Source organism: Marinobacter sp. B-12, from assembly GCF_056857915.1.
The window spans coordinates 1-24825 of record NZ_JBSXOB010000026.1 but is presented as its reverse complement, the minus strand read 5'-3'; the positions used below and the strand labels follow the sequence as shown (position 1 = coordinate 24825).

Annotated in this window: 23 protein-coding genes; 6 read left to right on the top strand and 17 right to left on the bottom strand. The window is 54.9% G+C overall.

The window, feature by feature from the left end:
- Position 1: 1 nt before the first annotated feature.
- Complete coding sequence (locus AC13D2_RS02505; RefSeq protein WP_300497858.1) at positions 2-886, bottom strand: LysR family transcriptional regulator; 885 nt, start codon at positions 884-886, stop codon at positions 2-4.
- Positions 887-993: 107 nt separating this feature from the next.
- Here AC13D2_RS02505 and AC13D2_RS02500 point away from each other — a divergent pair, with 107 nt between their 5' ends.
- Both AC13D2_RS02500 and AC13D2_RS02495 read left to right on the top strand, forming a co-directional pair.
- On the top strand, positions 994-2166 hold the full coding sequence (locus AC13D2_RS02500) for an MFS transporter (protein WP_300497855.1): 1173 nt from the start codon (positions 994-996) through the stop codon (positions 2164-2166).
- A gap of 169 nt (positions 2167-2335) precedes the next feature.
- Positions 2336-3334 carry a CmcJ/NvfI family oxidoreductase gene (locus tag AC13D2_RS02495; protein WP_108019869.1) on the top strand — a complete coding sequence of 333 codons (999 nt, stop codon included), beginning with the start codon at positions 2336-2338 and terminating at the stop codon, positions 3332-3334.
- Between the two features lie 293 nt (positions 3335-3627).
- Here the strand turns inward: AC13D2_RS02495 and AC13D2_RS02490 are convergent, their stop codons facing one another.
- From AC13D2_RS02490 to AC13D2_RS02480, 3 genes are read right to left on the bottom strand one after another with little or no spacing between them, the layout of a single operon-like run.
- Complete coding sequence (locus AC13D2_RS02490) at positions 3628-4824, bottom strand: YbfB/YjiJ family MFS transporter (RefSeq protein ID WP_108019867.1); 1197 nt, start codon at positions 4822-4824, stop codon at positions 3628-3630.
- 56 nt (positions 4825-4880) lie between these two features.
- Positions 4881-5465, bottom strand: a complete 585-nt coding sequence (locus AC13D2_RS02485) for a 2-hydroxychromene-2-carboxylate isomerase (RefSeq protein WP_108019865.1) — start codon at positions 5463-5465, stop codon at positions 4881-4883.
- A gap of 26 nt (positions 5466-5491) precedes the next feature.
- On the bottom strand, positions 5492-6223 hold the full coding sequence (locus AC13D2_RS02480) for an SDR family NAD(P)-dependent oxidoreductase (protein ID WP_108019863.1): 732 nt from the start codon (positions 6221-6223) through the stop codon (positions 5492-5494).
- 104 nt (positions 6224-6327) lie between these two features.
- On the opposite strand from AC13D2_RS02480, the gene AC13D2_RS02475 reads away from it, so the two are divergent.
- The gene (locus AC13D2_RS02475) at positions 6328-7203 is read left to right on the top strand and encodes a LysR family transcriptional regulator (protein ID WP_108019861.1); all 876 of its coding nucleotides are present in this window, start codon (positions 6328-6330) and stop codon (positions 7201-7203) included.
- 14 nt (positions 7204-7217) lie between these two features.
- Positions 7218-7751, top strand: coding sequence for an ATP-binding protein (locus AC13D2_RS02470; protein WP_108019859.1), 534 nt, complete (start codon positions 7218-7220; stop codon positions 7749-7751).
- A 29-nt stretch (positions 7752-7780) separates the two neighbouring features.
- On the opposite strand, the gene AC13D2_RS02465 is transcribed toward AC13D2_RS02470, so the two are convergent.
- Positions 7781-8656: a LysR family transcriptional regulator gene (locus AC13D2_RS02465; protein WP_300497846.1), complete on the bottom strand. Its 876-nt coding sequence runs from the start codon at positions 8654-8656 to the stop codon at positions 7781-7783.
- 93 nt (positions 8657-8749) lie between these two features.
- Between AC13D2_RS02465 and AC13D2_RS02460 the strand changes: the two genes are divergently transcribed.
- Positions 8750-9250 carry a lactoylglutathione lyase family protein gene (locus tag AC13D2_RS02460; RefSeq protein ID WP_292048098.1) on the top strand — a complete coding sequence of 167 codons (501 nt, stop codon included), beginning with the start codon at positions 8750-8752 and terminating at the stop codon, positions 9248-9250.
- A 62-nt stretch (positions 9251-9312) separates the two neighbouring features.
- Here the strand turns inward: AC13D2_RS02460 and AC13D2_RS02455 are convergent, their stop codons facing one another.
- The 4 genes from AC13D2_RS02455 to AC13D2_RS02440 are packed head-to-tail and all read right to left on the bottom strand — an operon-like array spanning position 9313 to position 13940.
- Positions 9313-10302: an XdhC family protein gene (locus tag AC13D2_RS02455; RefSeq protein WP_300497899.1), complete on the bottom strand. Its 990-nt coding sequence runs from the start codon at positions 10300-10302 to the stop codon at positions 9313-9315.
- Between the two features lie 2 nt (positions 10303-10304).
- The gene (locus AC13D2_RS02450; RefSeq protein ID WP_300497842.1) at positions 10305-12638 is read right to left on the bottom strand and encodes a xanthine dehydrogenase family protein molybdopterin-binding subunit; all 2334 of its coding nucleotides are present in this window, start codon (positions 12636-12638) and stop codon (positions 10305-10307) included.
- The gene (locus AC13D2_RS02445) at positions 12635-13096 is read right to left on the bottom strand and encodes a (2Fe-2S)-binding protein (RefSeq protein WP_300497839.1); all 462 of its coding nucleotides are present in this window, start codon (positions 13094-13096) and stop codon (positions 12635-12637) included. The genes AC13D2_RS02450 and AC13D2_RS02445 overlap by 4 nt, the downstream gene beginning before the upstream one ends.
- A gap of 52 nt (positions 13097-13148) precedes the next feature.
- Positions 13149-13940 carry a substrate-binding periplasmic protein gene (locus tag AC13D2_RS02440; protein ID WP_300497836.1) on the bottom strand — a complete coding sequence of 264 codons (792 nt, stop codon included), beginning with the start codon at positions 13938-13940 and terminating at the stop codon, positions 13149-13151.
- 498 nt (positions 13941-14438) lie between these two features.
- Here AC13D2_RS02440 and AC13D2_RS02435 point away from each other — a divergent pair, with 498 nt between their 5' ends.
- Positions 14439-14684 (top strand): low temperature requirement protein A, encoded by a 246-nt coding sequence (locus tag AC13D2_RS02435; RefSeq protein ID WP_300497830.1) that lies wholly within the window; start codon positions 14439-14441, stop codon positions 14682-14684.
- Positions 14685-14753: 69 nt separating this feature from the next.
- On the opposite strand, the gene AC13D2_RS02430 is transcribed toward AC13D2_RS02435, so the two are convergent.
- The 8 genes from AC13D2_RS02430 to AC13D2_RS02395 all read right to left on the bottom strand — a co-directional run bounded on the left by AC13D2_RS02430 (position 14754) and on the right by AC13D2_RS02395 (position 24628).
- Positions 14754-16016 (bottom strand): maltoporin, encoded by a 1263-nt coding sequence (locus AC13D2_RS02430; protein WP_300497827.1) that lies wholly within the window; start codon positions 16014-16016, stop codon positions 14754-14756.
- A gap of 204 nt (positions 16017-16220) precedes the next feature.
- Entirely contained in the window at positions 16221-17210 is a 990-nt protein-coding gene (locus tag AC13D2_RS02425) for a carbohydrate kinase family protein (RefSeq protein WP_482938177.1), read from the bottom strand.
- Positions 17207-18838 (bottom strand): glucose-6-phosphate isomerase, encoded by a 1632-nt coding sequence (pgi, locus tag AC13D2_RS02420; protein WP_300497824.1) that lies wholly within the window; start codon positions 18836-18838, stop codon positions 17207-17209. Before pgi ends, AC13D2_RS02425 begins: the two co-directional genes overlap by 4 nt.
- Positions 18839-18849: 11 nt before the next feature.
- Complete coding sequence (locus AC13D2_RS02415; protein WP_300497823.1) at positions 18850-20331, bottom strand: mannitol dehydrogenase family protein; 1482 nt, start codon at positions 20329-20331, stop codon at positions 18850-18852.
- Positions 20332-20337: 6 nt separating this feature from the next.
- Positions 20338-21441: an ABC transporter ATP-binding protein gene (locus AC13D2_RS02410; protein WP_300497820.1), complete on the bottom strand. Its 1104-nt coding sequence runs from the start codon at positions 21439-21441 to the stop codon at positions 20338-20340.
- A gap of 12 nt (positions 21442-21453) precedes the next feature.
- On the bottom strand, positions 21454-22287 hold the full coding sequence (locus AC13D2_RS02405; RefSeq protein WP_007152224.1) for a carbohydrate ABC transporter permease: 834 nt from the start codon (positions 22285-22287) through the stop codon (positions 21454-21456).
- A gap of 17 nt (positions 22288-22304) precedes the next feature.
- Positions 22305-23252 (bottom strand): carbohydrate ABC transporter permease, encoded by a 948-nt coding sequence (locus tag AC13D2_RS02400; protein WP_300497816.1) that lies wholly within the window; start codon positions 23250-23252, stop codon positions 22305-22307.
- Positions 23253-23335: 83 nt separating this feature from the next.
- Positions 23336-24628 carry an ABC transporter substrate-binding protein gene (locus AC13D2_RS02395; protein WP_482938180.1) on the bottom strand — a complete coding sequence of 431 codons (1293 nt, stop codon included), beginning with the start codon at positions 24626-24628 and terminating at the stop codon, positions 23336-23338.
- Positions 24629-24825: the final 197 nt, after the last annotated feature.

Genomic DNA, 24825 nt, shown 5'->3' with positions numbered 1-24825 from the left:
GTTACAGATTTTTCCACCGTGCACTGAAGAAATCCAGAAACACCTGAATGCGCGCAGACAGCGTTGTGTTCCTGTAGTACACGGCGTTGACCAACTCCCTTGGATTGGGGCGCACCAGTTGATCTCCCATCAGTTCCACCAAGTCGCCTCGTTCGAGGTCCTTGTCGATCATGAACCGTGAAAGATACGCCAGACCGTTTCCGCCGAGGCAGAGTTGGCGTACGGCTTCCCCACTGCTGGCTCGTACCGTCGGTCTGATTCGTATCCCTTCGCCAAAATGCCAGACATTCAGAGCTTCCGGTGCCGTGAAGCCGATGGTGTCATGGTCAGCGAGAGATTTCGGCGAGTCGCAGCCACCACGCCGCTTCAGGTAGTCCGGCGAAGCCACCACTGACAGCGGAGACCGACCCAATGCCTTGGCATGGAGCGTCGAGTCTTCCAGGCTTCCGATTCGGATAGCCACATCAATCCGTCGTTCCAGCAGGTCGACAATCTGATCACTTGCCGTCAATTCCAGTTCAATGTGCGGATAGGCGGCTCGAAACTCCCGGACGTGAGGCACGATCTGATGCAACAGGAACGGGTTTGCGGCGTCCACTCGCAGGCGGCCCGCCGGCCTTTGTTTACGTACGGCCAATTGCTCTTCGGCCTCTTCCAGCGCAGCCAGGCCTTCTCTCACCTTCGCAACAAACAGCCGCCCTTCCTCGGTCAGCCCCACTTTGCGGGTAGTTCGGTTCAGCAGCGTGGTGTTCAAGCTCTGTTCGAGGCGGGAGACCGCTCGCGACACCCGGGTCACGGATACGTCAAGTTGTTCTGCCGCGCTACTAAAGCTTCCGCTGTCCACCACTGACAGCAGACAGTGAAGGTCGTCCGATCGGCTTTTCATTTCACTTTCCGCAAAAGTAATTTTTAAAAACCACTGTTTATCGCAAAAGTATGCAGCCGCAAACTAGGCATCGTCAATTCATTCCCGCTCACTGCTAAGGAGCCGCTATGCCCATTGCACTTTTCGCACTCACTTTGAGTGCCTTTGCGATTGGGACCACCGAGTTTGTCATTGTCGGACTGGTTCCCACCATTGCCCAGGATCTGGGCGTTACCCTCCCGTCTGCTGGTCTATTGGTCAGTTTGTACGCGCTCGGTGTTGCTATAGGTGCACCGGTACTCACCGCCCTGACCGGCCGTTGGAATCGTAAGGTGGTGCTGCTTTCGCTGATGGGGTTGTTCATCATCGGCAACATCCTGGCCTGGATGGCGCCGAATTACAGCTCACTGATTACCGCCCGAATTCTCACCGGCCTTGCACACGGTGTGTTCTTCTCAATCGGTTCAACCATCGCTACCAGCCTGGTGACTAAAGAGAAAGAGGCCAGTGCAATTGCCATCATGTTCACCGGGCTTACCGTTGCCCTGGTAACGGGCGTGCCCTTGGGTACCTTTATCGGACAGACGTTCGGGTGGCGAGCCACCTTCCTGACCGTCGCCGCGCTTGGGGCCATCGCGTTGATCGGCAGTGCCGTGTTGGTGCCCAGGAACCTGAAGCAATCAAAGCCGGCAACCCTGCGTCAGCAGCTTGAGGTCATCACTCACCCGAGACTGCTGCTGGTGTACGCGATGACCGCCATTGGGTACGGCGGTACATTCACGGCATTCACCTACCTGACCCCGATCCTCGAAGACGTCACCGGTTTTGCCTCCGGCATGGTCAGCCTCCTGCTGCTCGTCTACGGCGTGTCTGTGGCCGCTGGCAATATCTGGGGCGGTAAGCTGGCCGATCGTTTCGGGCCAACCACAGCGCTGTACATCGTTTTTGGCGGCCTGGCGGCCATCCTGTTCGTACTGACCTTCAGCGCTTACAATCCGGTTACAGCCGTTATCACCCTGCTGGTTTGGGGTGCTTTTGCCTTCGGCAATGTACCGGGCTTGCAGGTGTATGTGGTCCAACTGGCTGAGCGTTACACTCCGCATTCCGTAGATGTTGCTTCCGGCCTGAACATCGCGGCCTTCAACATTGGTATTGCCGTCGGCGCTTGGCTCGGCGGCCATGTAGTAGCCGACATGGGGCTAATGAACACACCCTGGATTGGCGGTGTGATTGTTCTCAGCGCGCTGTTTTTGACCCGCATTTCCGCCACTCTGGATAACCACGAAACGGCTACCGCCTGATCTCTGAATGGCTTCCCGAAAGGGAGGCCCAATATCCAGCTTTCAGTCTACGATGTCATTATCACGTATATGAATAGCAGGAATATGATTTCAGAGTTTCAGTTCTGGCTTTGTCCCGTGCAAGATGTTTCCGCAGACACTCGTTATTTAATTGAGAGAGGCACCATCGATGAGCACACCGAAAGCGAATACGCATAACCGCGACCACAGCCTGGGCTTTTTTAATTATCTGGATAAATCCACCGAGTCATCACTCTACCGAAATGGCAAGGTGTTGATACGCAGGGATACGGGCGGAAACGACAGCGAAATGCAGGGAGTGGTGCACGACAAGCAGGAAAAGAAGGTTCACAACGGTCGCGTTTTTTCAGGCAATCAGCGTCTTAGCCTTGCCGCCAACGGATTCGAGTTGCTGACCCGGCCGCTCGCACAACCTGGTCTGGATTTTCTGGATCAGCAACAGATCGTTCAATGCTACTACCCGGAATGCGCGAAAATCATAGAGGAAGCGACCGGTGGCCGTGCATTTGCCTTCGACCACAATGTCCGCTCGGTGCTCGGAAAACAAAGCGGAAAACAGATATCAGGCGGACAGCAAGTGCAGGAGCCTTTGCATCTGGTGCATGGCGATTATACGCTCACCAGTGCCCCCCAGCGCTTGCGCGACCTGACGAACCCTCCCGGCAGCAATGACACTCTGCGCAGTGTTCTTGGCGACAAAGAGTCATTGATCTCCAATGACACGGTCGAGCGTGCGCTCGCAGAAGGTGGCCGTTTTGCGATTATCAACCTGTGGCGAAATATATCCAGCGAGCCGGTGGCCACACATCCCCTGGCACTATGCGATAGCCAGACAGTCAACCCGGAAGACCTGGTCGTATTTGAAATTCACTATCAGGACCGTCTCGGGGAAAACTATTTTGCAAAACACGCCGAGCGCCATCACTGGTACTACTTCCCGGAAATGACGGGGGACGAAGCGCTACTGATTAAACAATGGGATTCGGCGGGGCCACTGGCGAGATCTGACGGCAAGCAGGCGGATGCGAGTGATCCGCGATCGCCGTCCACTTTCAGCTTCCATAGCGCGTTCGAAGATCCAGCCACACCTTACGGTGCGCCGGATCGCCAAAGTATCGAAGTGCGCTGCGTCGTCATCTACGACTAAATCACCAACATTTCATCCGAATAAACTGGCCGTCGGGTCATTGGGCAGACATAGCAGCATCGGGTATCAGCGACATCACTAGCGGACCGTTTGTTTTTCGGTTCAACAGCCTTAACCGGAATTATTATGGTTGTTGCGGTTTACGTTCACCTCCAGCCCGGTGTCCCAGCAGTCGGTACTGCCTCTACAAACCAAGCCACCGGTATGAACACTCATCGTAATGGCGCTAGTGGGATTCAATGCCTGGCTGCATTATGCCAATGAACAACACCACACAAATAACAATTCGCCTTTCATCGATTGACAGCCTCGGGGGTTGGCGTTTCACCAACCTCCCGACTTTTTGCCATGAGCAACAGAACGCTGCCGACCAACATCGTCGCAGATGCCGTATACAGTCCCACGGCGTAGTCCCCGTTGTGCTCACGCAGAATACCGGTAAACGCCGGTGCAACGATCTGCGCAATTCCGAAAGAGATTGTCATTTTACCCATGAATTTCGCCGGCCGGGAGGGATAGAAGCGCCCGGCCATCGTCAGGACAAGGCAGACAATGCCCACAAAGGTTCCCCCAAAAAGGATGGCGCCCAGCATCGTCAACATTAGGCTCGGTTCGATGACCGGTAATAGAATACCCACAGCCTGAAGCAGGCTTGCAGCGATCAACGCGTTCATATTCCCAAACCGACGCGCGACCAGATCCCAAAGGATAGCGCTTGGCGCAGCTGCCAGCCCCATGACAAGAAAAGCCCAGACACCCTTGCCTTCCAGTCCTGGAAGCTCATCAACAATTGCAACGATAAAAGTTGCGCTGACAACATAACCAACGCCGGCGCAAAAGTAAGCTGCCGTCACAAGCCTCATGAAGATGGCACCTGGCGGGGAGTCCTCCATGGTTTTGCGATTCACACCACTGGGTATCGACTCTGGCCTTGGCAACCATACCCAGGCCGGGATAAGAATCAAAGCGCCTATGGCGGTCAACACGAACCATTGCTCGCGCCAGTCAAACACGGTATTCATTACCTCGACGGCAACGGCACACAACGCCATTCCCAAACCAACGCCGCTGAACTGAATGCCGAGCTCACCGCGGTGATTGTTTCGCATCAACCAGTTCAGGACCAATCCTGAGCCAATCAACATTCCAGCGGCACAGCTCAGACCCGCAAAAAAACGTAAGATTGCCCAGAGCCACAGGTTCTCAGTCAGTCCCATACCGGCTGTCGTCACGACCGCAGCCACCAACCCGATGCGATAGAGGCGGTCTTTTAGTTCCAGGTCACTGATCACAGAAGCAACCACCGCACCCACGAGGTACCCGAGATAGTTAATCGCTGCAAGCCAACCTCCTTCCGCCGCTCCCAAATCGGTCTGTTCCTGCATGGCCGGCAGCAAAGGTGTGTACGCAAAACGGGCGATACCCATTACCAATATCAGGTTGAGCACCCCTGCGGTTAAAACCTTGCAGCGTTGAATGGGGTCGTTCATAGATACCTCAGGAGTGACGAAAGTGACATTGGTGTTGGCGCGGAAGACAGCTCAGGTTAGCCAAGCGCCCGCTTGACCCAGTCCATACGGTCCTGGCCGAAGAACATTTCATCGTTGACGAAGAAGGTGGGAGCTCCGAACACGCCCCTCTTGGCGGCGTCATCCGTCGCCTCGATCAGCTCAGTTTTTATCTCGGGTTGCGCCATTGCGTTCGCTGCCTGTTCCGAATCAAAGCCAGCGTTGGTTAAGATCTCCCTCAATGCATCCGGGGATGAAAGGTCCTCACCCTGGGCCCATGCGGCTGAGAACATCGCCTGGTTGTAGGATTCGATCCGACCGTTAGATAGCGCCCAGAGCGCCCCTCTCATTGCATTGACCGTGCTGAAAATAAAGTGCGGATTTAACTGGAACGGAATGCCGTAGTGATCGGCATGGCGTTGAAAATCGGATTTGATCCATTCCCATTTGGCTGGAACGGTTACCGGAGAGGTATTGCCAGTGGCCTTGAGAATGCCCCCGAGAAGAATCGGCTTGTAATTGATACGGGCGCCGGTTCCCTCAGTGAGTTCCTTCAATCGCATCCATGCGAAATAGGACGCGGGGCTTATGAAATCGTAATAAAAATCGATGTTCGTACTCATCGTGATTACCTCTTGTTGGAAAGGATCTACCAGGACTCAGAAAATGGCCGCGCATCCTGCTCGAATGTCCAGGCTGACCGGGGCTGTGTATGGAGATGCCAGTAAATGTCGGCGAGATCATCGGGCTCGATGATGCCACCCTCCCCCTTACTGGCATAAAGATCAGGCAGAAATTCAGCGGTCGCCTCATTTCGTATCAGTCCATCAACAATAACGTGACCTATGTGGATTCCTTTAGGTCCAAGCTCCCTCGCCATGCTTTGAGCCAGGGCCCGTAACGCGTGCTTGCCACCCGCGAAGGCTGAAAAGCCGGCCCCGCCTCTCAGGCTTGCCGATGCACCGGTGAACAGGATGGTTCCTTCGTTGCGGGTCAGCATCTTTGCCGCCACCTCACGGCCCACCAGAAAGCCAGCCAGCGCACACATTTCCCAAACCTTCTGGTACACCCGAGTGGTTGTTTCGCAGAGATCGAATCGGACGTTTCCACCCACGTTGAAAATCGCCACCCGTATAGGGCCCAACTCTGACTCCACTCGATTGATCAGTTCAGTTACTTGCGTCTCGTCGCGGGCGTCGGAATGAATGGCAGTTGCCGTGGACCCTAGGTCACTGATTTCCACACAGAGCTTTTCCAGGTCTCCCCGGCGACGGGTCACCACGAGATGGAATCCTTCCCTGGCGAATCGGCGTGCGATCGCCGCCCCTAAATGGTCGCCAGCTCCAACCACCAGCGCGATCGGTTTGTCGGTCGTGCCCATGTTCCTTCCCCTTATCCCGTTACGATGCTGGTAAAAGCGTATCCCATCAAATAACATAATTGAAATCGATTATATGAATCCTAATCACAATCAATGGTTATGTTATGGAGTTGCAGCAATTACGACTGTTTCTGGCGGCCGCAGAATCAGAGAGTTTCACTCGCGGGGCTCGAAGAGCCTTTGTTTCACAACCGGCTCTATCGGCATCCATTGCGAAGTTGGAAGATGAGCTTGGGGTCAAGCTATTCACCCGAAACAAGCGCAACGTTGTATTGACGCCAGCGGGAAGGACCCTATTGGAGCGCGCGACTCGAATTGTCGAGGAATGCAACAAGGCTCGTGACGAGCTGAAACACCACGATCAACAACGCATGATCAGGCTAGGTGTGATAAACACTTTATCCATTTCGCACGTTGCCCGCTTGATCGAGCCTTACCGGCGAGAAAATCGCAGATTAAGATTGCAGGTGTTTGACGCGAGCAAGGAAGAAATGGAGAAACTGGCTGAAAGCGGCCGAATCGATATGGCATTGACTCTGCTCACGGATCGTCCTGGCAACGGTCGTCGTTTTACTCACTCGAAACCGCTTTTTTCAGAGTCCTACAGCATCGCAATGGCCACTCACCATCATCTCAGCAAGTCCCCGTTACTCACGCTTGCGGACCTGGAGAACGAACCATTTGTCTCGCGGTCACATTGTGAGTATCGACAAATGCTGCAACACCTGTTGAAGTCAACCGGCACGCGCCTGAACGTCGCGTACGTCACCAATCAGGATGACCGTGCACTGTCCCTGGTGGAACAGGGTGTTGGAATTGCGATCGTTCCAGAACACTACGATTCGCCCAATATCGTCAAACGTCCACTTACAGAGCTCTCAGCAAAACGGTCGATTGGTTTTGAGTGGGGAGTTAGCGAGAATCAGGACGAAGTTGATCGGTTTGTTGATTTTGCCTCAACTGCCCGATGGCCTGATTAAGGAGCCTCATCGCAATGAAACTTGTCTGGCTTCACGGCCCGCCGGCTGCAGGGAAACTGACGGTCGCCAAAGCGCTTGAGAAAGAACATGGCTTCAAGCTCTTTCACAACCACCTGGCGGTGGATCTCAGCCTGTCCATCTATGATGAGTTCGGGGAGAAGGACTTCCACGACTTCACTAACTCGATCCGACGCCAAACCCTATCCAAGGCGAATGAATTAGGGGTGCAACGGATTGCGATGACCTTCATGACATGCGCAGAGGAGGACAGGGAAGAAATAAAACGGTATCTCGATTTCTTCGAATCTGAAAATATTCAGGTGTTCCCGGTCCATCTTTCGCCAAGGCATGACGTGCTAATCAGCCGTTCCAGCAGCGTAGAGCGCCAAAAGTCCCACAAAATCTCATGCGAGCAACACCTTTCGGAGCTGCTGTCGCAGTGGCGGTTCTTCCCTATTCATCATAGGAATACGTTGGAAATTGATAACTCGGAGAAACCCGCCAAAGACGTTGCACTCCAGATCATGCATCATTTGGAAGCAAACTGAAGGGTCATCGGACGAACGCGTGTTCTTTTTCACCGGTCTTTTAATTGTTGCTTCAGATACTCCATGGCATAGCGAGCGCGTGAAGACAGGGGCCATTCCGCCCGGGAGATCATCCAGAGCGAATCTACCACGTCCCTTTCAAGCTTGATTACTGTGATTTCTCCGTGTCGGCCAAAAGCCTGTCTCGCGTATTGCGGTAGTACGGTAAAGCCCATGCCCCTGGCAACGGGTTCGAGGATTAATCCTACCTGATTGACAAAACCGCGCACCGGAATATTGCGGATTCCAGGCTCCCCCGGAAAGCAGCGGCTCAACAGGCGCGTTGCCATGGCCCGGCCATCAGGGTGGTCAATAAATCCCAATCGCTCCAGATCCGCCCAGCTCGATACCGATTGCCCTGCCGGCACAATCAGTTCCAGTGGCTCTTCGGCGAAGTGGGAGGACGTCAAGTGGGGATCATCAGGCTTTGCCGTAACCAAGCCAATCTCATAGCGTTTGCCCAAGACCGCATCCAGTATTTCCGTATCCGGTGCGAACCGATGACGGACCACCAAGTCAGGGTGCTGCTCCTGCAGATCCAGCAAAAAAGGGTATAGCAGCAGGCCGCAACTCCCCGGCGTTATAAGGCTGAACTCTCCTTTTGCTTTATCGCCTTCCGACATTCGCAGACGTAATCGCATATCGGCTTGTTCGATTTCATCGCAATACGCAAGGAGAGCGTGGCCGGCTGGTGTCAACTCCATCCGTCGAGGTTGCCGTATCACCAGGGTCCCCAACTGTTCTTCAAGGTGCCTAACATGCTGACTGACGGCTGCCTGGGTCAGGCCGAGCTGGTCGGCTGTCCGGGTAAAACTGCCGAGGTCGGCGAGTACCACGAACGAGCGTAACCATTGGGGATTAAGCATAAGAAACTCTTATTAAATTGATAAGCAGTCACCTGTTTATATTATAGCAATCGCCGCTTACTCTGGTTCTACATTTTCCAGAGGAGAAGAAACATGAGCACGACTTACCCACGCAGTTTTTCCCATATCGGGATTTCGGTGACCGACCTTGATGCCGCTGTGAAGTTCTATACAGAAGTACTGGGCTGGTACCTGATCATGCCGCAAACCACTATCGAGGAAGATGACAGCCCCATTGGGGTCATGTGTACCGACGTTTTTGGTGCAGGCTGGAGCTCTTTCCGGATTGCTCACCTTTCCACCGGCGACCGGATTGGTGTAGAAATCTTTGAGTTCAACAACGCAGAAAAACCGGAAGACAACTTCGAGTACTGGAAAACCGGCGTGTTTCACTTTTGTGTCCAGGACCCGGACGTGGAAGGCCTTGCCGAGAAAATCGTTGCTGCAGGCGGTAAACAGCGTATGCCGGTTCGTGAGTACTTCCCCGGTGAAAAACCATACCGCATGGTTTACATGGAAGATCCGTTCGGAAACATTCTCGAGATCTACAGCCACAGTTACGAGCTGACCTACTCTGCAGGTGCTTACGAGTAATCCGATAGTCGATGAGCAACGAGCCACTGACCTTTCGTTAACCAAGTTGTGAGAGAGGGCGTTCACAGTTCAACACGTGGACGCCCTCTCCTGACACGCACCATGTCCGCAACGATGGCCAGCGCAATTTCAGAAGGGGTTTTACTGCCGAGGTTGAGTCCGATGGGCATCTGGATCCGCTCAACGTCTTCCTTTGATAGGCCACCAGTCCTACGAAGGCGTTCGGATCGGGCCTGGGAAGTACGAACAGACCCCATCACACCGATGTAGCTTGCCGAGGTTTTGACAGCGGCCATCATGGCCAGATCATCAATGCGGGGATCGTGGGTAGCGGCGACTACCGCTGTGGAGGGTGTGCAAGCACCCGGCGAAGCGATATACAGCGATGGCAGTTGGGGCAGGAACTCAACACCCGGCGGCAGGCTCATGCCATTGGTGACCTCCTCCCGTGGGTCACACAGCACTACTTCATAACCAAGGCTCAGGGCGAATTGTGCGCAAACCTCTGACACCGTTGAATAACCGGCCAGAATCAGCTTGGCAACGGGGCCGATACGAACCGCCACCGTCTCTTCGGTTTCATTTTGCAGAACCCGTGGCCCCGTTGGCTCTGCATCCGACAGCCAACACTCGGCATCCGCCAATCTGATATGTCGTGCGATGTCACGTTGGCCGGAGAGGGCCTGCTGGATCCGCTCAAGGTGATCCCGGATCTTTTGGGTGGCGGCCATTCGTTCCACCAACACGTCAAGAATGCCCCCGCACGGCAAGCGAATACGGGGGCTCTCCGGACTTTTCCCGGGATCGCCGTAGCGGACAATCACGGCTGGTTGCTCATACTCTCCTGCCGCAACGCGTTCGAGGAAGTCTTCCTCGACACAACCACCCGAGAGCGAGCCAACATGATGTCCGTCAGAGGTGGCAACCATCAGTGAGCCCGGTTCCCTGGGCGATGATCCGAAGGTGGACAACACCGTGCACAACCAGATCGTCCGGCCATTCCCCAACCATTCGATTGCCTGCTCCACTACCCGAGCATCCAGACTTTGCATGGTCATGCACTCAACTGATCACCAACAGGAAGGCGCCGAATGCGTTTTCCAGTGGCCGCGTAGATGGCGTTGCACAGTGCCGGCGCAACCGGTGGCAATCCCGGCTCTCCCACACCGCCCATGGCGTCATCGGGGTTATCAATCAGGTGCACCCGGACTACTTTCGGTGCGTTTGGCATTCGCGGCAGCAGGTATCTGTCGAAGTTACTCTGCTGGGCGACACCATCCTGGAAGGTCACCTCATTTTGCAGGGCAATGCCGATGCCCATCACGCAGGAGCCCTCCATCTGAGATCGGATTCGCTCCGGGTTGGCCTGCGGCCCGCAATCAAAGGCAATATCTGCGCGATAAACGGTCACTTGTCCGCTATCATCCACTTCCACGTCAAAAACGACGGCGGTGTAGGAAACAAAACTGTGGTGGAAGGCCAGCCCCAGGCCACGCCCCTTGGCTCTTTCCTTTCCCCAGCCCGCCTCTTCGGTGGCACGCTCAATGACCCGGCGCATGCGGCCCACATCAATCGGATACATCTCAGGATCTTCACCGTAATTCCAACCGTCGCCCACCGTCAGATTGTGAACCTCACGCCCGGGCCCCAGCAGGTCCAGCACGTAATCGCGATGATCCTTGCCGGCCGCTACTGACATTTCGTGGGCAAAGCTCTGGATGGCCCACGCATGCGGGAGGTTGTACACCGAGCGGAACCACCCAATACGGACATGAGCCGGAGCCGGCGGGTTCTCCAACCGGATAGCGGGAATGCTGAACGGCATGGTGTTGAAACCCATGCCCAGCTCAAAGCTCCCCTTGTGTTTTGGGTCCGGGGCAAACAGCGATGCAATGCTGGGAGACAGGGTACGGTGGCGCCAACTGGTCGCTCTGCCATCGGCATCGAGGCCCGCTTCCAGGTGATCTACAGAAACCGCATGGAAGTAGGCATGCTGAATGTCGTCCTCACGGGACCACTGCAACTTGATGGGCTGTCCTTCAAATGCTTTCGCCACTTGAGCGGCTTCAATCACGAAGTCGGGTTTTGATTTACGGCCAAAACCGCCACCCAGCAGGGTTTGGTGTACGGTCACGTTTTCCAGGTCTATCTCCAGAAGCGCGGCTATGCCTTCTCGCGTCGCCCTGGGGTGCTGCACTGGCGCCCAGGCCTCGGCCTTGCCCGCGGTCACTCGAACCACGGCGACGGGTGGCTCCATCGGAGCCTGCGCCATATGGGGCATGTAATAGGTGGCTGACACCCGCTTATCGGCCTCTTTCAAAGCAGCCTCAACATCACCGGACTGGCGTATAACCTTGCCGGGTGATTGTGCTGCTTTTTCCAGCGATTCCCGGTAAACATCTGAGGTGTAATCAGCGTTGTCTCCGGCCGAAGCGTTGTCCCACTCAATCTTCAGGGCTCTGCGGCCCTCCATCGCGGCCCAGGTATTGGTGGCTACCACCGCAACACCACCGAGTGGGTTAAATGCGGCAGGCTGGCCGGTGCCATTGATGCGTACGATCTTCTTTACACCTGTTACCTTCAGGGCTTCGCTGTCATCGACGCTTTTCACCGTTGCGCCGTAGACCGGTGGTCTGGCCACCACCGCATAGAGAGTGTTTTCCAGATCCACATCGGCGCCGAAAATCGCCTTGCCGGTGACGATGTCTTCACCATCAATGGCTTTGGGATGCGTGGATTTCAGCTCGCCATTAATCAGGCCGGATTCCTTCCCAATGAAGCGCAGTTCGCGATCGGATTTAAGAACCAGCCCGTCGCGGCCAGGAACGTCCAGCTCCCGTGCGGCTTCTGCAAGCTGGCCAAAGCCGAGTTCCCGTCCAGTGGAAGGATGAACAACCTTATGAATATCTGCTCTTACTTCGTCGACCGATACACCCCATTGATTGGCCGCGGCCTGCTCGAGCATCAGCCTGGCAGCAGCGGCCGCACGGCGCATGGGGGCGTACCAGTGACGCATACTGCGAGAGCCATCGGTATTCTGGTTGCCGAATTTATCCTGATCGCCGTCTGCCTGTTCCGCTCGAACCTGATGCCAGTCAGCGCCCAGCTCGTCGGCGGCTACCATGACCAGGCTGGTGCGAATCCCCTGCCCCATTTCAGCACGGTTGTTGATAATCGTAACCAGACCGTCCGCGTTGATGTGTATGAATACATTCGGGTTGTCGACCCAACCGCCCGGCATGGCACCGGCACCGAACTGCGCCTGTTCATTGGCAAACCCCATATCCCATCGGGCGGCCAGCAGGAGCGCTGACCCCCCAACCAATCCCTTTAACAGGCCGCGGCGGCTGACATTGGCAAGCAGCAGTGTATCGTCTGATTGACTCATGAGCTGGCCTCCTTGCCCGCGGCCCGTTCAATAGCCGCCAGGATACGGTTGTAGGTTCCACACCGGCAAAGGTTACCCGCCATGGCGTCGACGATTTCCTGAGTTTCCGGTTGCGGTGTTTTCTTCAGCAGAGCTGTGGCATTCATGATCTGGCCTCCCTGGCAGTAGCCACACTGGGCCACACCTAGGTCCAGCCAAGCCTGCTGGACTTTTTGGCCAACCGCGTCATCAGACATGGCCTCGATCGTTGTGATTTCGCCTTTGGCGGCAGAAACGGGCATTACACAGGACCGGGTCGCTACCCCATCAAGATGAACGGTGCAGGCACCGCACTGGGCGATACCGCATCCAAACTTGGTGCCTTTCATTCCCACAACGTCCCGAAGAGCCCACAGCAGGGGCATATTGTCCGGGACGTCCAACTCGTGCTCTTGTCCGTTTATCCTCAGGTTAACCATTGGTCTCTCCCATCACCATGTTGTTAGGTTTGCTTTACCGGAAAGCTTGAGTTTACAGACCGGAGAAAAACGACTCGGCATAACCGGTGTATTTCGTAAACAGCTCGTCCCTGAACGACTGTCCCCGTGTCTCCAGTATACGGTCAATGTCATCGCGCAGACCTGTAAGTTCTTTGCGATAACCGGCAACACTGACAGCGGAACCCAGTGCGGGTTCCAGAACGCGAAGCGACAGATCGTTATTTTGGATCAGGTTGGCGCTCCAAACGTTGTCCTCAATGAACACGTCGGCCCGCCCGAATTCAAGCATACGGAAAGGCACCATCCCTTCGCCATCAGCGGAATAGGTTATGTCTGTAATATCCGGGTGGTTTTCCGCCCAGCGTGTAATATTTTCCGGGTATACATAGCCGCTGATAATAAGCACGCTAAGGTCGTTCAGCTTCTCCAGAGTTACCGGCTCTTCAATGGATAGACTCTCTGATACGATCGCAGCCAAAGTCCAGTGAGCGAACACCGTCCGTGAGTGCAGAAGATAGCTCCGCCCTTCCGTAACTGGCATGGCAACGTCCGATGCGCCTGACTGGACCTCGGATACGCAGCGTTTGAACGGTAGTTCCTCGTAAGTGGCGTCCAACTCCAGATCACTAAGTGCTGTATTCATCAGTTCCACGGCGATGCCGCGCATCTCTCCTTCGTCATCCCTAAAGATGTAGGGGGGCCACGACTCATAACAGATTTTTACCGTCGATGTTGGTGAAGCCGCGTGGCTGGTAGCTCCAAAGGACCCCAGCAACACCGCGACAACTCCGTAATGTATGGCAACTGATACTGCACGCTGCATGAGATGCGCCCCACTACGCTTTTGGTTCGGGAACGGCAGTCATTAGATAAATCGGACTGTTACAGTTTATGACTTCGATTTCACCCAATTTCTTGCATACCAGCTCGGAGTCTGGGAGGTATCCGACCCTGATCACGCAGTCCACGCCCTCCGCCACCATATTGCAACCCATCGTGACTTGCCGAATCCTGTCCATACCATCCGATTGGTCGTGTTTTTCGAACACTGCTGTTCTAAATGCATTATTTATTCAGGATAGCCTACAGCCTAACCTGATTGTGAACCTGGCGGGAAGCTTCCGCCAATCGAAAAACACACAGCAAGGCATAAAGACAATGTCTCGAAACAGCATTGAAGGCAGGGTAGTGCTCATCGCCGGCGGCGCCAAGAACCTGGGCGAACTCCTGGCAGAGGACCTTGCCGCCCGGTGGAGCACTTCACCCGCGCTGCCTCCAAGGAATCGGTCACGTTATAGTTTTCTCGCGATGATGACATAACGTGACCGACACCTTCCTTCATCGAATTATGCCGACCACGGCACTCAGACAACTTGAAGGTAGAGAAACGCCGAATGTGACCAACATGGAGCTGTTTTTCGATCTCGTCTACGTGTTTGCGATCATTCAGCTGTCCCATTATTTGTTATCCCATCAAACAGTCACCGGGGCAATGGAGTCCGTTATCCTGTTTGCCGCGGTCTGGTGGGCGTGTCACGCCAGGATACCCGTTTGGATGATGCATTGATGACTGGATAATGCGGGCCAGCAGGAGCTGGCCCGCGTTCGCTAACATTGGTGTTGCGCTAGTTTGTACCTACCACCAGACTTCCGCTTGGGCGCCAAAGGTTAGCCCATTGCTGTCATCCGGCCCGATTGACTCGCTGGCTGCGTTGTAATTGTCGCTCCAGTTTGCGTAGGTGGCGAATAGTCGCAACTGTGGCCGTGCGAAAAAGGTATCGCCAGGTGACCATTGTTGGGCAATGGTTACTTTCTGCAGATCTGAATCCTCCGCTCCGGATAGTTCCGGGGAAACCCGGTCAACACCCAGTTCGACCGCCGTACTCATCAACGAGCTCCAGTAATAGGTGGGACGTACCCCAAATGAGGTCCACTGACTACCCTGATTATTATCGAGACTGGTGTCCTCATAAATACCCACATAGAACAGATCCATATTGCTACCCAGAGGGATCAAACCGTGGTCAATGACGCGGACCATGGAGCCTTGATTTATGGCGCTGCTGTTGCTCCGGCCGCCGCTGGCGACCAGAGAGTCCTTGGCGTATTGCAGGGTCAGCTTGTTGTAACCGCCAAAAAAGTTGGTCTGGTGATGTTCGGCGGTAAACATGTAGCCGTCCTGGTCATCAACGCCGGCGTCCTCCTGCTCGTCGTTCAGATTGGCGCTGCCATAGTCGATGCCCAATTCCAGCGTGCCGCCGGGGTTGATCGGAAGACCGGTCCAACGCACATCAACGATGTCGTTGGTGACCGGGTCCTCATTCGGTAAATCGGCACCGTTACCGGTTTCGTCGTTGGCAGAACGGGTCCAGGCGACATGCAGGAGGCCGGTACCTACATCGATGTCCTCAAGCCCGGCGCCGGGCCCGGATACATCCCAGTAGAAGAAATCGTTGATGTGAACATCGTGTCGCTGGTAAAAGCGTTTGCCGATCCACAGTGTTGACCCAGGAAGTGACTTGATGACGTTAGTGCCTCTTACGTTGAATTGGCGCACCGCAATCGTTGCATCCTCGTCGTTCACCGTTTCGAAGTCGTTTTCCTGAGGTGTTATGTACGCGATCATCGAGTCCACATAAAAGCTTGTGTCTCCCTCCTTGAACACTTCGGAGCCCAATTGGATTTCCGCATACGTTTCGCACTCGTTGCCCAGCCGGTACTTGGATACGCCTGGAGCGGAAAAGCATGCCTGGTCACCGCCACCTACTGTGGCGCCAATACCCGAACGGAAGTAACCGTGGAAATCGATTGCAAATGAGGTGGTTGAGATCATTGTGCCCGCAATAGCGGCAGCAAATTGATTCCGGCTGAGAAAAGGAAGTTTGATGATTGTTTTCATGGTCGTTGTATATCTTTGTTTTTTTGTTGGGTTTGAGTTTGAGTTTGATCTTGGTTTTATTCGGGGCGAACGCAGCCGGCCCCGACCCGGCTTTGGTGCCTTTGGTCAACGGTCCTGTAATGAATATTTCTCGGAATGGTTCGGATTCAGGACAACAGGTCGCGCAGATCGATAGAACTGCCGAGAGCTGCGTCGGGCATGCCCCTATCCGGATAGGTAAGCCGAAACTTCCTCGAGGCCAGGCAAAGAGGTGAAGGCTCCTGCATGAGTCACCGCATGCGCACCACAGGCACTGGCAAAGGTCAGCATGTCTTCAAGTTGCTCGGGGTCTTCGCCCAACGCCTTAAGACTGGCAGCGGTTATATCCAGGTCCGACAGCCGATAGAGCAGCCCACCAACAAACGCATCGCCGGCGGCTGTGCTATCAACCATCTGCACGTTTTTTGGCTCGATGGAGCCGTAATGAGAAGGGGTGAAGTAACGCAATGGTTTTTCGCCATCCGTGACCAACACCAAAGAAGCGCCCGCGTTCAAGATTTGCTTCAACACCTCGGTTTCGCTCTGGTGTCTACACAGGAAGGCCAGCTCTTCTGCGGATAGCTTCACAAGATCGGCTTGCTCCACACAGGCCCACACCGGAGCAAATGGATCTGTGCCTTTGGGCCAGAGGTTATTTCTGAGGTTCATATCAAAACTCACCAGCCATCCGGCTGATCTCGCTTTTTCCAGTCCCGCCTGGGTTGCTGCCAGAATGCCCGGTTCAGTCAGCGTGTTGGAGCAGAAATGGAAAATGCCTTGGTCGTCGAACCATTCTGGCTGGAATTCATGTGGGGCGAATAACAGGTCCGCGGATGGTCCCCGGTAGAACTCAAAACTTCGCTCTCCGGTCTTATCCAATGACACAAAGGCCAAGGCAGTTTTCGCTTCGCTGGTTTGCAGCAGATAATCTGTCCGCACATGCATGGATTCGAGCGACTTAACGAGAAAATCACCGAACATGTCAGCGCCCACTTTGCCGGCGAAATAGCTGTCTCCGCCGAGCTTACCTATCGCAGCGGCTACGTTGGCAGGTGCACCACCTGGAAACTTTGTGAAGCGCTCGTTTACCGAATCAGAGTTTTCAGACTGGTCTTCACTCACCCTGCTTGAGAGCATGTCCACCAGGGCTTCACCGAATGAAATAACTTTGATCATCGACTGATCCCCTCTTCCACCGCTGGGTCCAAATTTGCTGTGCCCGTGTGCAGGTGCTGTTTGACGATCTCCATCAACCCCTGGGTTGATGGATCGTACTTGTCGCTCTGCTGTTCAATATCACGGCTGATATCGTTGGCCAACCGCTTTCCCAACTGCACGCCCCACTGGTCGAAGGAGTTGATGTTCCAGATAGCCCCCTGCACGAAAACCTTGTGTTCATAGAGAGCAATCAAGGCGCCCAGATTTCTGGGGCTCAGTTCGTCCAGCAACAGCACGTTGCTGGGGCGATTGCCAGGGCAACTGGCGTATTGGTCGTTCTGACGGTCGCCATTCATAAAGGCATTGGCCTGAGCCAGCATGTTAGTCAGCAAGGCAAAATGGTGGTCTTTGGTGTCATCCTCAGGTTTCAGCGTCGCAATAAAGTCGATAGGCACGAAACGTGAGCCCTGGTGAAGTAACTGAAAGAACGCATGCTGGCCGTTGGAACCGGTTTGCCCCCACACGATGGGACCGGTGGCATGGCTGACCGGGTTGCCGTCGATGTCCACTGACTTACCGTTGCTCTCCATATCCAGTTGCTGGAGAAACGCTGGTAACTGGTGCAGAGCCTGATCGTAAGGAATAATCGCCTGGGTTTCCGCGCTCAGGAAATTGATGTTCCAGATGCCGATAAGAGCCAGCACGACCGGCATATTGGCCTCAATTGGGGCCTCCCGGAAGTGCTGGTCCATTATGGAAGCGCCCTCAAGCAGTTCGATAAATGCATCGAACCCGATGCTCAAGGCAATGGGCAAGCCAATGCTGGACCAGAGCGAGTAGCGGCCACCCACCCAATCCCAGAACTCGAAGATGCTGTCCTCGCGGATGCCAAATTCCGTTGCTGCTTTGATGTTGGTGGACACCGCGACAAAGTGCTGGCCCATCTCGGCTGTGGTGCTTTGCGTCTGCGCCTGGAACCAGCGCTTGGCGCTGTTGGCATTCAAGAGGGTTTCCTGGGTGGAGAAAGTCTTGGTAGAGACAACAAATAGCGTGGTTTCCGGGTCCAGCCCTTTCAGCACCTTCTTGAGGTGCCGACCGTCTACGTTTGAAATGAAGTGGAGGTTCATTTCCGGATGCTGGTAATCAAGCAAGGCGCGACACACCATGCTGGGTCCAAGGTCTGAGCCGCCGATGCCGATATTTACAACGTCGCGAATGCGCTTGCCGGTGTAGCCCAGCCATTGTCCGTTCCTGACCTGCTCGGTAAACACCCGGAGTTTTTCCAGGCTGGCCCGAACCTCTGGCATGACGTCCTGGCCATTCACGACAACCGGTGCCTCACCCAGGTTGCGCAAGGCGGTATGCAGAACCGGACGCTGTTCGGTGACGTTTATGGTTTCCCCGGAAAACATCTGTTCCCGGCGCGACTCCAACGGCGACTGTTTGGCCATCTCTAACAGCGCACCCATCACCTGCGGCGATACCTTGTTCTTGGAATAGTCCAGAAACAGCTCGCCTAACCGGAGGCTCATCTTATCGAAACGATCCGGATCCGCTTTGAAATAATCCGCGATCCGGTCGTTCCGAGTCTCATTGGCAAGTTGTTCCAGCTTGCTCCAGGACTCGGATTTGCCCAGTGCATTCATATCTGTGCTCCCTAATGTTCGTCAGGCCAGGTCTCGCCGAGGGCTGCAAAAACCCCTTTTGTTTCCAGCTTGTCGAGTGCCCTATCAAAGGCCTCTTCAAAGTCGCTGGAGTTGGCGAGCGTGGTCCCGAAAAGGTCTGTCATCCCAAGAAATTCCGGGGTCAGATTGGCTCTGTCTTCAACGGCCGCCTGCAGCCGGGGGGCCATGGGATCATTGATCTCGTGCGGTTGTCCCTGCTCATCTTTGCCACGGAGGTAGAGCGCCCAGCTGGCAACGATCATGGCAACACGAGACAACGGTCGTCCTTCGTTCACCAGTGTCTGCACTGTCGGCACCAGGAACTTCGGTATCTTGCTGGAGCCGTCCATACACAGCCGGGCCAACTCATCGCCCATTTGAGGGTTGGAGAAGCGTTCGATCAGGGTCTGCTTGTACGCGGGCACATCGATGCCGGAAATTTCTCCCAGTATCGGTGTCACGTCTTCATCCATGAAGCTGCGAATAAAACGGCTGAACCGTTCATCCGCCATGACCTCGTGGGTATATCGATAACCGGAAAGATATCCGAGGTAGGCCATGGCGGAATGACTGGCATTCAACAGGCGGATTTTCATGCGTTCGTAAGGGGCGACGTCGTCTGTGAATTGGACTCCCACCGCTTCCCAATCCGGACGACCGTTGCAGAAATCATCCTCGAGCACCCACTGATAAAAAGGCTCGCAGATAACTGGCCAGCCATCTTCCAGGTCATAGTTCTCTTTCAACCACTGGCGATGTTTGTCATTGGTTCCCGGTGTAATGCGGTCAACCATGCTGCTGGGGAAACTCACCTTGTCACCGATCCAATCCGCAAGCTCGGCATCCCTCAGGCGGGCAAAGGTCAACAGGGCACCGCGGGCCACCTGGCCGTTTTCTGGCAGGTTGTCACACGACAAGACGGTGAATGGCGGCAGATTACGCTCGCGTCGGCGGCATAGGGCTTCGGTCAGATAGCCAAAGACTGTGCGCGGTTGCTGCGGGTTTTCCAGGTCGTGAAGAACGTCCGGATGGTTTTCATTGAACCTCCCGGTGTTGTCGTCCACGTTGTAGCCACCCTCGGTTATCGTTAGTGAGACGATCTTCACCTCGGAACTCGCCATTTTCTCGATGACTGCGTCCTGCTCCTCAGGCGCGAACATGAAACCGGTGATGGCGCCAATGACGCTGAGGGTGTTGGTGCGGTCGGCGCCGAGCTCGATCAGGGTGTAGAGGTGGTCCTGCTCAGACAACACCTGATGCATGGCTCGATCACCTTCACGCAGCCCAACACCACAAATCGACCAGTCCGGGCTGCCACCTGTCTGCAACAGTTGGTGGGTATAGACCGCTTCATGGGCACGGTGGAACCCACCCACACCAATATGAACGATGCCTTGTCTAAGGTTACTCCGTTCATAAGCTGGCACGGACACTTCTGGACTCAGTTGGTCCAATGTTGAGTTATTCAGTTTCATAAGATGTCACGCTGCCAATCGGCTGGGTTTCTGAACAGCATTGCCCTGCTCGTCAAACAAGTGGCACTCATCCACATGCAGATGTAAACCGATGCGATCACCATAGTTACAGGCAAAGTTGCCGGGCATGCGGACAGTCAGCGTCTCTTGACCATCGGTCTTTACATAGCAATAGGTATCGCTACCCAAGCTTTCGGCGATGTCCATGTAGCCGGTCAGTGAGCTCTCACTGGGTTCGACCACATCGATGTTTTCCGGCCGAACGCCAACGGTGACAGCGCTGCCCTGACGCAGGTGTTCGCTGGCTGCGGGCAATGTCACAGAAGTACCGGAGGTCAGTTCAACCGTAACGCTTGATTGATCAAGCGCGGTTACGGTGCCCGGCAGGAAGCTCATCTTGGGCATCCCGAGGAAACCTGCGACAAATCGGTTAGCCGGATTACGGTACAGATCAAGTGGTGTGCCCACCTGCTCAATTCTGCCCTGATTCAACACGACAACTTTATCGGCCAGAGTCATGGCCTCTACCTGATCGTGGGTGACGTAGATCATGGTCGCGTTCAAGTCATGGTGAAGTCTTGCCAGCTCCAACCTCATCTGTACCCTCAGCGCAGCGTCCAGGTTCGAGAGCGGCTCATCGAACAGGAATACTTTGGGCTGGCGTACGATTGCACGACCAATCGCAACCCGCTGGCGCTGGCCACCGGACAGCTCCTTGGGTTTGCGTTCCAGCAACGGGTCCAGCTCCAGAATTCGGGCCGCTTCGGCTACCTTGTTATGGATAACCTCTTTTTTCTCTTTAGCGAGTTCCAGTGCAAACGACATGTTTTTGCGTACGGACATATGGGGATACAGGGCGTAGCTCTGGAACACCATTGCCAGATCCCGTTTGGCCGGGGCCAAATCGGTGATCTCTTTCGTATCCAGCAGGATGTGGCCGCCGGTTACCTCTTCCAGGCCGGCGATGGAGCGCAGCAGGGTCGACTTGCCACATCCTGATGGTCCGACAAACACCACAAATTCGTTGTCTTTAATTTCAAGATTGATGCCTTTGAGAATTTCTGTCTCCCCGAAGGATTTCTTGAGGTTCTTTATTGTTAAGTTAGCCATGGGAAATCTCCGTTATTTGACGGCGCCGAAGGACAAGCCGCGAACCAGCTGTTTCTGGCTGATCCAGCCAAAGATAAGAATGGGGGCGCAGGCCAGGGTCGATACGGCTGACAACTTGGCCCAGAACAAGCCTTCAGGGCTTGAATAAGATGCGATCAGAGCCGTCAGTGGGGCCGCCTCGGACGCCGTGAGGTTGAGCGACCAGAACGCCTCGTTCCAACTCAGAATCAGTGACAGAAGCACCGTTGCCGCCAGACCGCCCTTGCTCATAGGCAGCAGAACTCGCCAGATCTCCTGGAACAGTGTGGAGCCGTCCATTCGAGCTGCCTCAAGTACTTCTTTGGGAATCTCTTTGAAGTAGGTGTAGGCCATCCAGATCATGATCGGCAGATTGATCAGCGTGTAGATGATCACCAGTCCGGTTTTGGTATCGAGCAAACCGGTGTCTTTGAAGATCAGGTAAATCGGCACCAGCACGCCAACCGGCGGCAGCATTTTGGTGGATAGCATCCACAGCAGTGTCCCTTTGGTACGCTTGGTCTCAAAAAAGGCCATGGAATAGGCGGCGGGTACGGCGAGCATCATTCCGATGATCGTGGATCCGAAAGACACCACCACCGAATTCCAGGCAAAGTGGAGATAGTCACTGCGTTCATTAACCAGCGTGTAATTCTCGAGGGTCGGCGAGAAGAACAATTGCGGCGGTGTGGCAAAGGCATCGATTTCTGTCTTGAAGCTGGTCAGCAGCATCCAGAAAATCGGGAAGAAAATGGCCAAAGCCACCCCCCATGCCAACACCCCCATAAGCAGGGTATTCAGGCTACGTCGTTGTTTCAGGCTGAGCATGTTGTAACCTCCGGGAATCATTGTTTTTCTGTCAGGCTTTTGCCGATCAGCCGCACCAGGAAGAAGGCGGCAATATTGGCCAGCACGACGGCAATCAGGCCACCGGCTGAGGCCAGTCCAACGTCGAACTGCAGCAACGCCTGGCTGTAGATGAGGTACGCAAGGTTGGTGGTCTCGTAACCCGGGCCACCGCCCGTGGTAGTGAAGATCTCCGCAAAGATCGACAGCAGGAAGATGGTTTCGATCATCACCACCACCGCGATCGGACGAGCAAGGTGCGGCAAGGTGAGATGGAAGAACAGAGCCCAGGGACCGGCGCCGTCGAGGCGTGCCGCTTCCTGTTGTTCCTGATCCAGCGACTGCAATGCGGTCATCAGTATCAGGATGGCGAACGGCAGCCACTGCCATGACACGATCATGATGATCGAGAACAATGGAAACTCAGAAAACCAATCGATCGGCGTGGCGCCGAAGAACTTCCAGATGGCCGCAAAAACACCGGATACCGGATGCAGCAGCAGGTTTTTCCAGATCAGCGCGTTCACGGTCGGCATAATAAAGAACGGCGATATCAGGAGTATCCGGACGATGCCCCGCCCCCAGAACGCCTGATTAACAAGCAGCGAAATCAGTACACCCAGAACCACTGTAATTAACAGCACGGCACCGACCAGCAGCAGGGTGTTGCTCATTCCCGCCATAAAACCGAAATCGGTGACGAAGAACTGGAAGTTCTCCAGCCCCACAAATTCGTTATCGCCGGGGTACAGCAGGTTATAGCGAATCACTGAAAAGTAGATGGTCATGGACAGCGGGATCACCATCCACAGCGCCAGGACGAGCACCGACGGCGACACCATAAAACGATTGATGCGGGATGTCTTTCTCTTACCTCCCTGGCGGCTGTCCTGTTTGGGTTCCGCGGCGGAGCTCGCGGGACCTGCATTCAGAGTGGTTGTCTTCATATCGGTTCTCCGGTGACCCCCAAGCAGGCTCCGCCGAAGCGGGCCCTGCATAAGGTCATTGTTGTTTCGTCTTGGCCGGGTATTCAGTTGGAGTAATAGCGGGCGCGAGTCATCTCGCGAAGGGTGATCGACTGTGCCGCTTTCAGGGCATGATCAACCGACATCGACCCTGCCAGGGCGCCCGAGATCAGCTTGCCAACCTGGGTTGCGATCGACTGAAATTCAGGGATGGCCGCAAACTGAACGCCCACATAGGGGGAAGGATTCAACGTGGAATCGTTGGGGTCGGCGTTGCCGATTGCTTCCAGGGTTCGGGTCGCGAACGGCGCAGCTTCCAGGTATTCAACGTTGTCGTAGGTGGAGGTGCGTGTGCCGGGCGGCACGTTGGCAATACCATAGGTTTCCTCAACCAACTGGCTGTAAGCCCGCGAGGTTGCCCAGGTGATAAAGGTCTTGGCCGCTTCCTTGGCATCTGAGCTCACCGGAACGGCGAGAGCCCAGGACCACAACCATCCCGAACCTTTTGACGTCACCTGTTCTGGCGCCAAGGCAAAGCCGACGTGTTCCGCTACCCTGCTTTGAGACTCATCGGTAAGAAATGATCCGGCGACAGTCGCGTCCACCCACATGGCACATTTGCCACTGTTGAACAGCGCCAGGTTTTCGTTAAACCCATTGGATGAGGCGCCCGGAGGTCCGTAGTTCCCGAGAAGGTCGACGTAGAAACTGACGGCGTTGCCCCACTCTTCGCCAGTGAATTCAGGCTTCCAGTTTTCATCAAACCAGCGTGCGCCAAAGGCGTTAGCCATGGTGGTAACCAGCGCCATATTTTCACCCCACCCTGCCTTACCGCGCAGGCAGATACCGTACTGCTCTTCTTGCGGCTTATGGAGCTGCTCAGCAAAGGACTTCATCTGGTCCCAGGAAGGCTGATCAGGCATGCTCAGCCCATTGGCTTCAAAAAGGTCCTTGCGATAGAACGTCATCGAACTTTCGGCGTAAAACGGCAGTGCGTACAACGTGCCGTCGGAGGATAAGCCGCCGAGAACTGATGGAAAAATATCGGCCAGATCGTAATCCGAAGGCAGATCCTCCATCGGGGTCAGCCACCCCTTCTCACCCCAGATCGGTGCCTCGTACATTCCAATCGTCATCACATCGAATTGACCGCCGTCCGTCGCAATATCGGTAGTCAGACGCTGGCGCAGGACATTTTCCTCAAGCACTACCCAATTCAGATCGATGTTTGGATGAAGCTTTTCGAATTCGTCGGAAAGGCCCTGCATGCGAACCATGTCGCCATTGTTAACAGTGCCAATGGTTACTTTGGTGGCAGCCATTGCGGAGGACGCGACGGCAGTCATGCCAACCGCCATAACAGCGGACAGATATCGTTTGTTGTTCATGTTCCAACCTCTGTTTGTTTTTGGAGTAGAGGGTTGGCAGACAAACGTGAAAAATTCCCCAGAAACACCCCCAACCCATTGAATTGCCTAATTTTAGGGTAGATTTTTATTCAGCTTCATCCTCAACACTCGTCCGAGCTTTGGACGCTCCCTGAGAGGCAAGTTCA

Bases quoted from the DNA above. Each gene is read 5' to 3' on its own strand.
- AC13D2_RS02480 (WP_108019863.1), bottom strand. From the start codon at position 6,223: ATGGGCACGACCGACAAACCGATCGCGCTGGTGGTTGGAGCTGGCGAC.
- AC13D2_RS02430 (WP_300497827.1), bottom strand. From the start codon at position 16,016: ATGAAAACAATCATCAAACTTCCTTTTCTCAGCCGGAATCAATTTGCT.
- AC13D2_RS02490 (WP_108019867.1), bottom strand. From the start codon at position 4,824: ATGAACGACCCCATTCAACGCTGCAAGGTTTTAACCGCAGGGGTGCTC.
- AC13D2_RS02425 (WP_482938177.1), bottom strand. From the start codon at position 17,210: ATGATCAAAGTTATTTCATTCGGTGAAGCCCTGGTGGACATGCTCTCA.
- AC13D2_RS02415 (WP_300497823.1), bottom strand. From the start codon at position 20,331: ATGAAACTGAATAACTCAACATTGGACCAACTGAGTCCAGAAGTGTCC.
- AC13D2_RS02445 (WP_300497839.1), bottom strand. From the start codon at position 13,096: ATGGTTAACCTGAGGATAAACGGACAAGAGCACGAGTTGGACGTCCCG.
- AC13D2_RS02505 (WP_300497858.1), bottom strand. From the start codon at position 886: ATGAAAAGCCGATCGGACGACCTTCACTGTCTGCTGTCAGTGGTGGAC.
- pgi (WP_300497824.1), bottom strand. From the start codon at position 18,838: ATGAATGCACTGGGCAAATCCGAGTCCTGGAGCAAGCTGGAACAACTT.
- AC13D2_RS02475 (WP_108019861.1), top strand. From the start codon at position 6,328: ATGGAGTTGCAGCAATTACGACTGTTTCTGGCGGCCGCAGAATCAGAG.
- AC13D2_RS02500 (WP_300497855.1), top strand. From the start codon at position 994: ATGCCCATTGCACTTTTCGCACTCACTTTGAGTGCCTTTGCGATTGGG.
- AC13D2_RS02465 (WP_300497846.1), bottom strand. From the start codon at position 8,656: ATGCTTAATCCCCAATGGTTACGCTCGTTCGTGGTACTCGCCGACCTC.
- AC13D2_RS02400 (WP_300497816.1), bottom strand. From the start codon at position 23,252: ATGAAGACAACCACTCTGAATGCAGGTCCCGCGAGCTCCGCCGCGGAA.
- AC13D2_RS02485 (WP_108019865.1), bottom strand. From the start codon at position 5,465: ATGAGTACGAACATCGATTTTTATTACGATTTCATAAGCCCCGCGTCC.
- AC13D2_RS02440 (WP_300497836.1), bottom strand. From the start codon at position 13,940: ATGCAGCGTGCAGTATCAGTTGCCATACATTACGGAGTTGTCGCGGTG.
- AC13D2_RS02395 (WP_482938180.1), bottom strand. From the start codon at position 24,628: ATGGCGGTTGGCATGACTGCCGTCGCGTCCTCCGCAATGGCTGCCACC.
- AC13D2_RS02470 (WP_108019859.1), top strand. From the start codon at position 7,218: ATGAAACTTGTCTGGCTTCACGGCCCGCCGGCTGCAGGGAAACTGACG.
- AC13D2_RS02410 (WP_300497820.1), bottom strand. From the start codon at position 21,441: ATGGCTAACTTAACAATAAAGAACCTCAAGAAATCCTTCGGGGAGACA.
- AC13D2_RS02405 (WP_007152224.1), bottom strand. From the start codon at position 22,287: ATGCTCAGCCTGAAACAACGACGTAGCCTGAATACCCTGCTTATGGGG.
- AC13D2_RS02460 (WP_292048098.1), top strand. From the start codon at position 8,750: ATGAGCACGACTTACCCACGCAGTTTTTCCCATATCGGGATTTCGGTG.
- AC13D2_RS02455 (WP_300497899.1), bottom strand. From the start codon at position 10,302: ATGCAAAGTCTGGATGCTCGGGTAGTGGAGCAGGCAATCGAATGGTTG.
- AC13D2_RS02495 (WP_108019869.1), top strand. From the start codon at position 2,336: ATGAGCACACCGAAAGCGAATACGCATAACCGCGACCACAGCCTGGGC.
- AC13D2_RS02450 (WP_300497842.1), bottom strand. From the start codon at position 12,638: ATGAGTCAATCAGACGATACACTGCTGCTTGCCAATGTCAGCCGCCGC.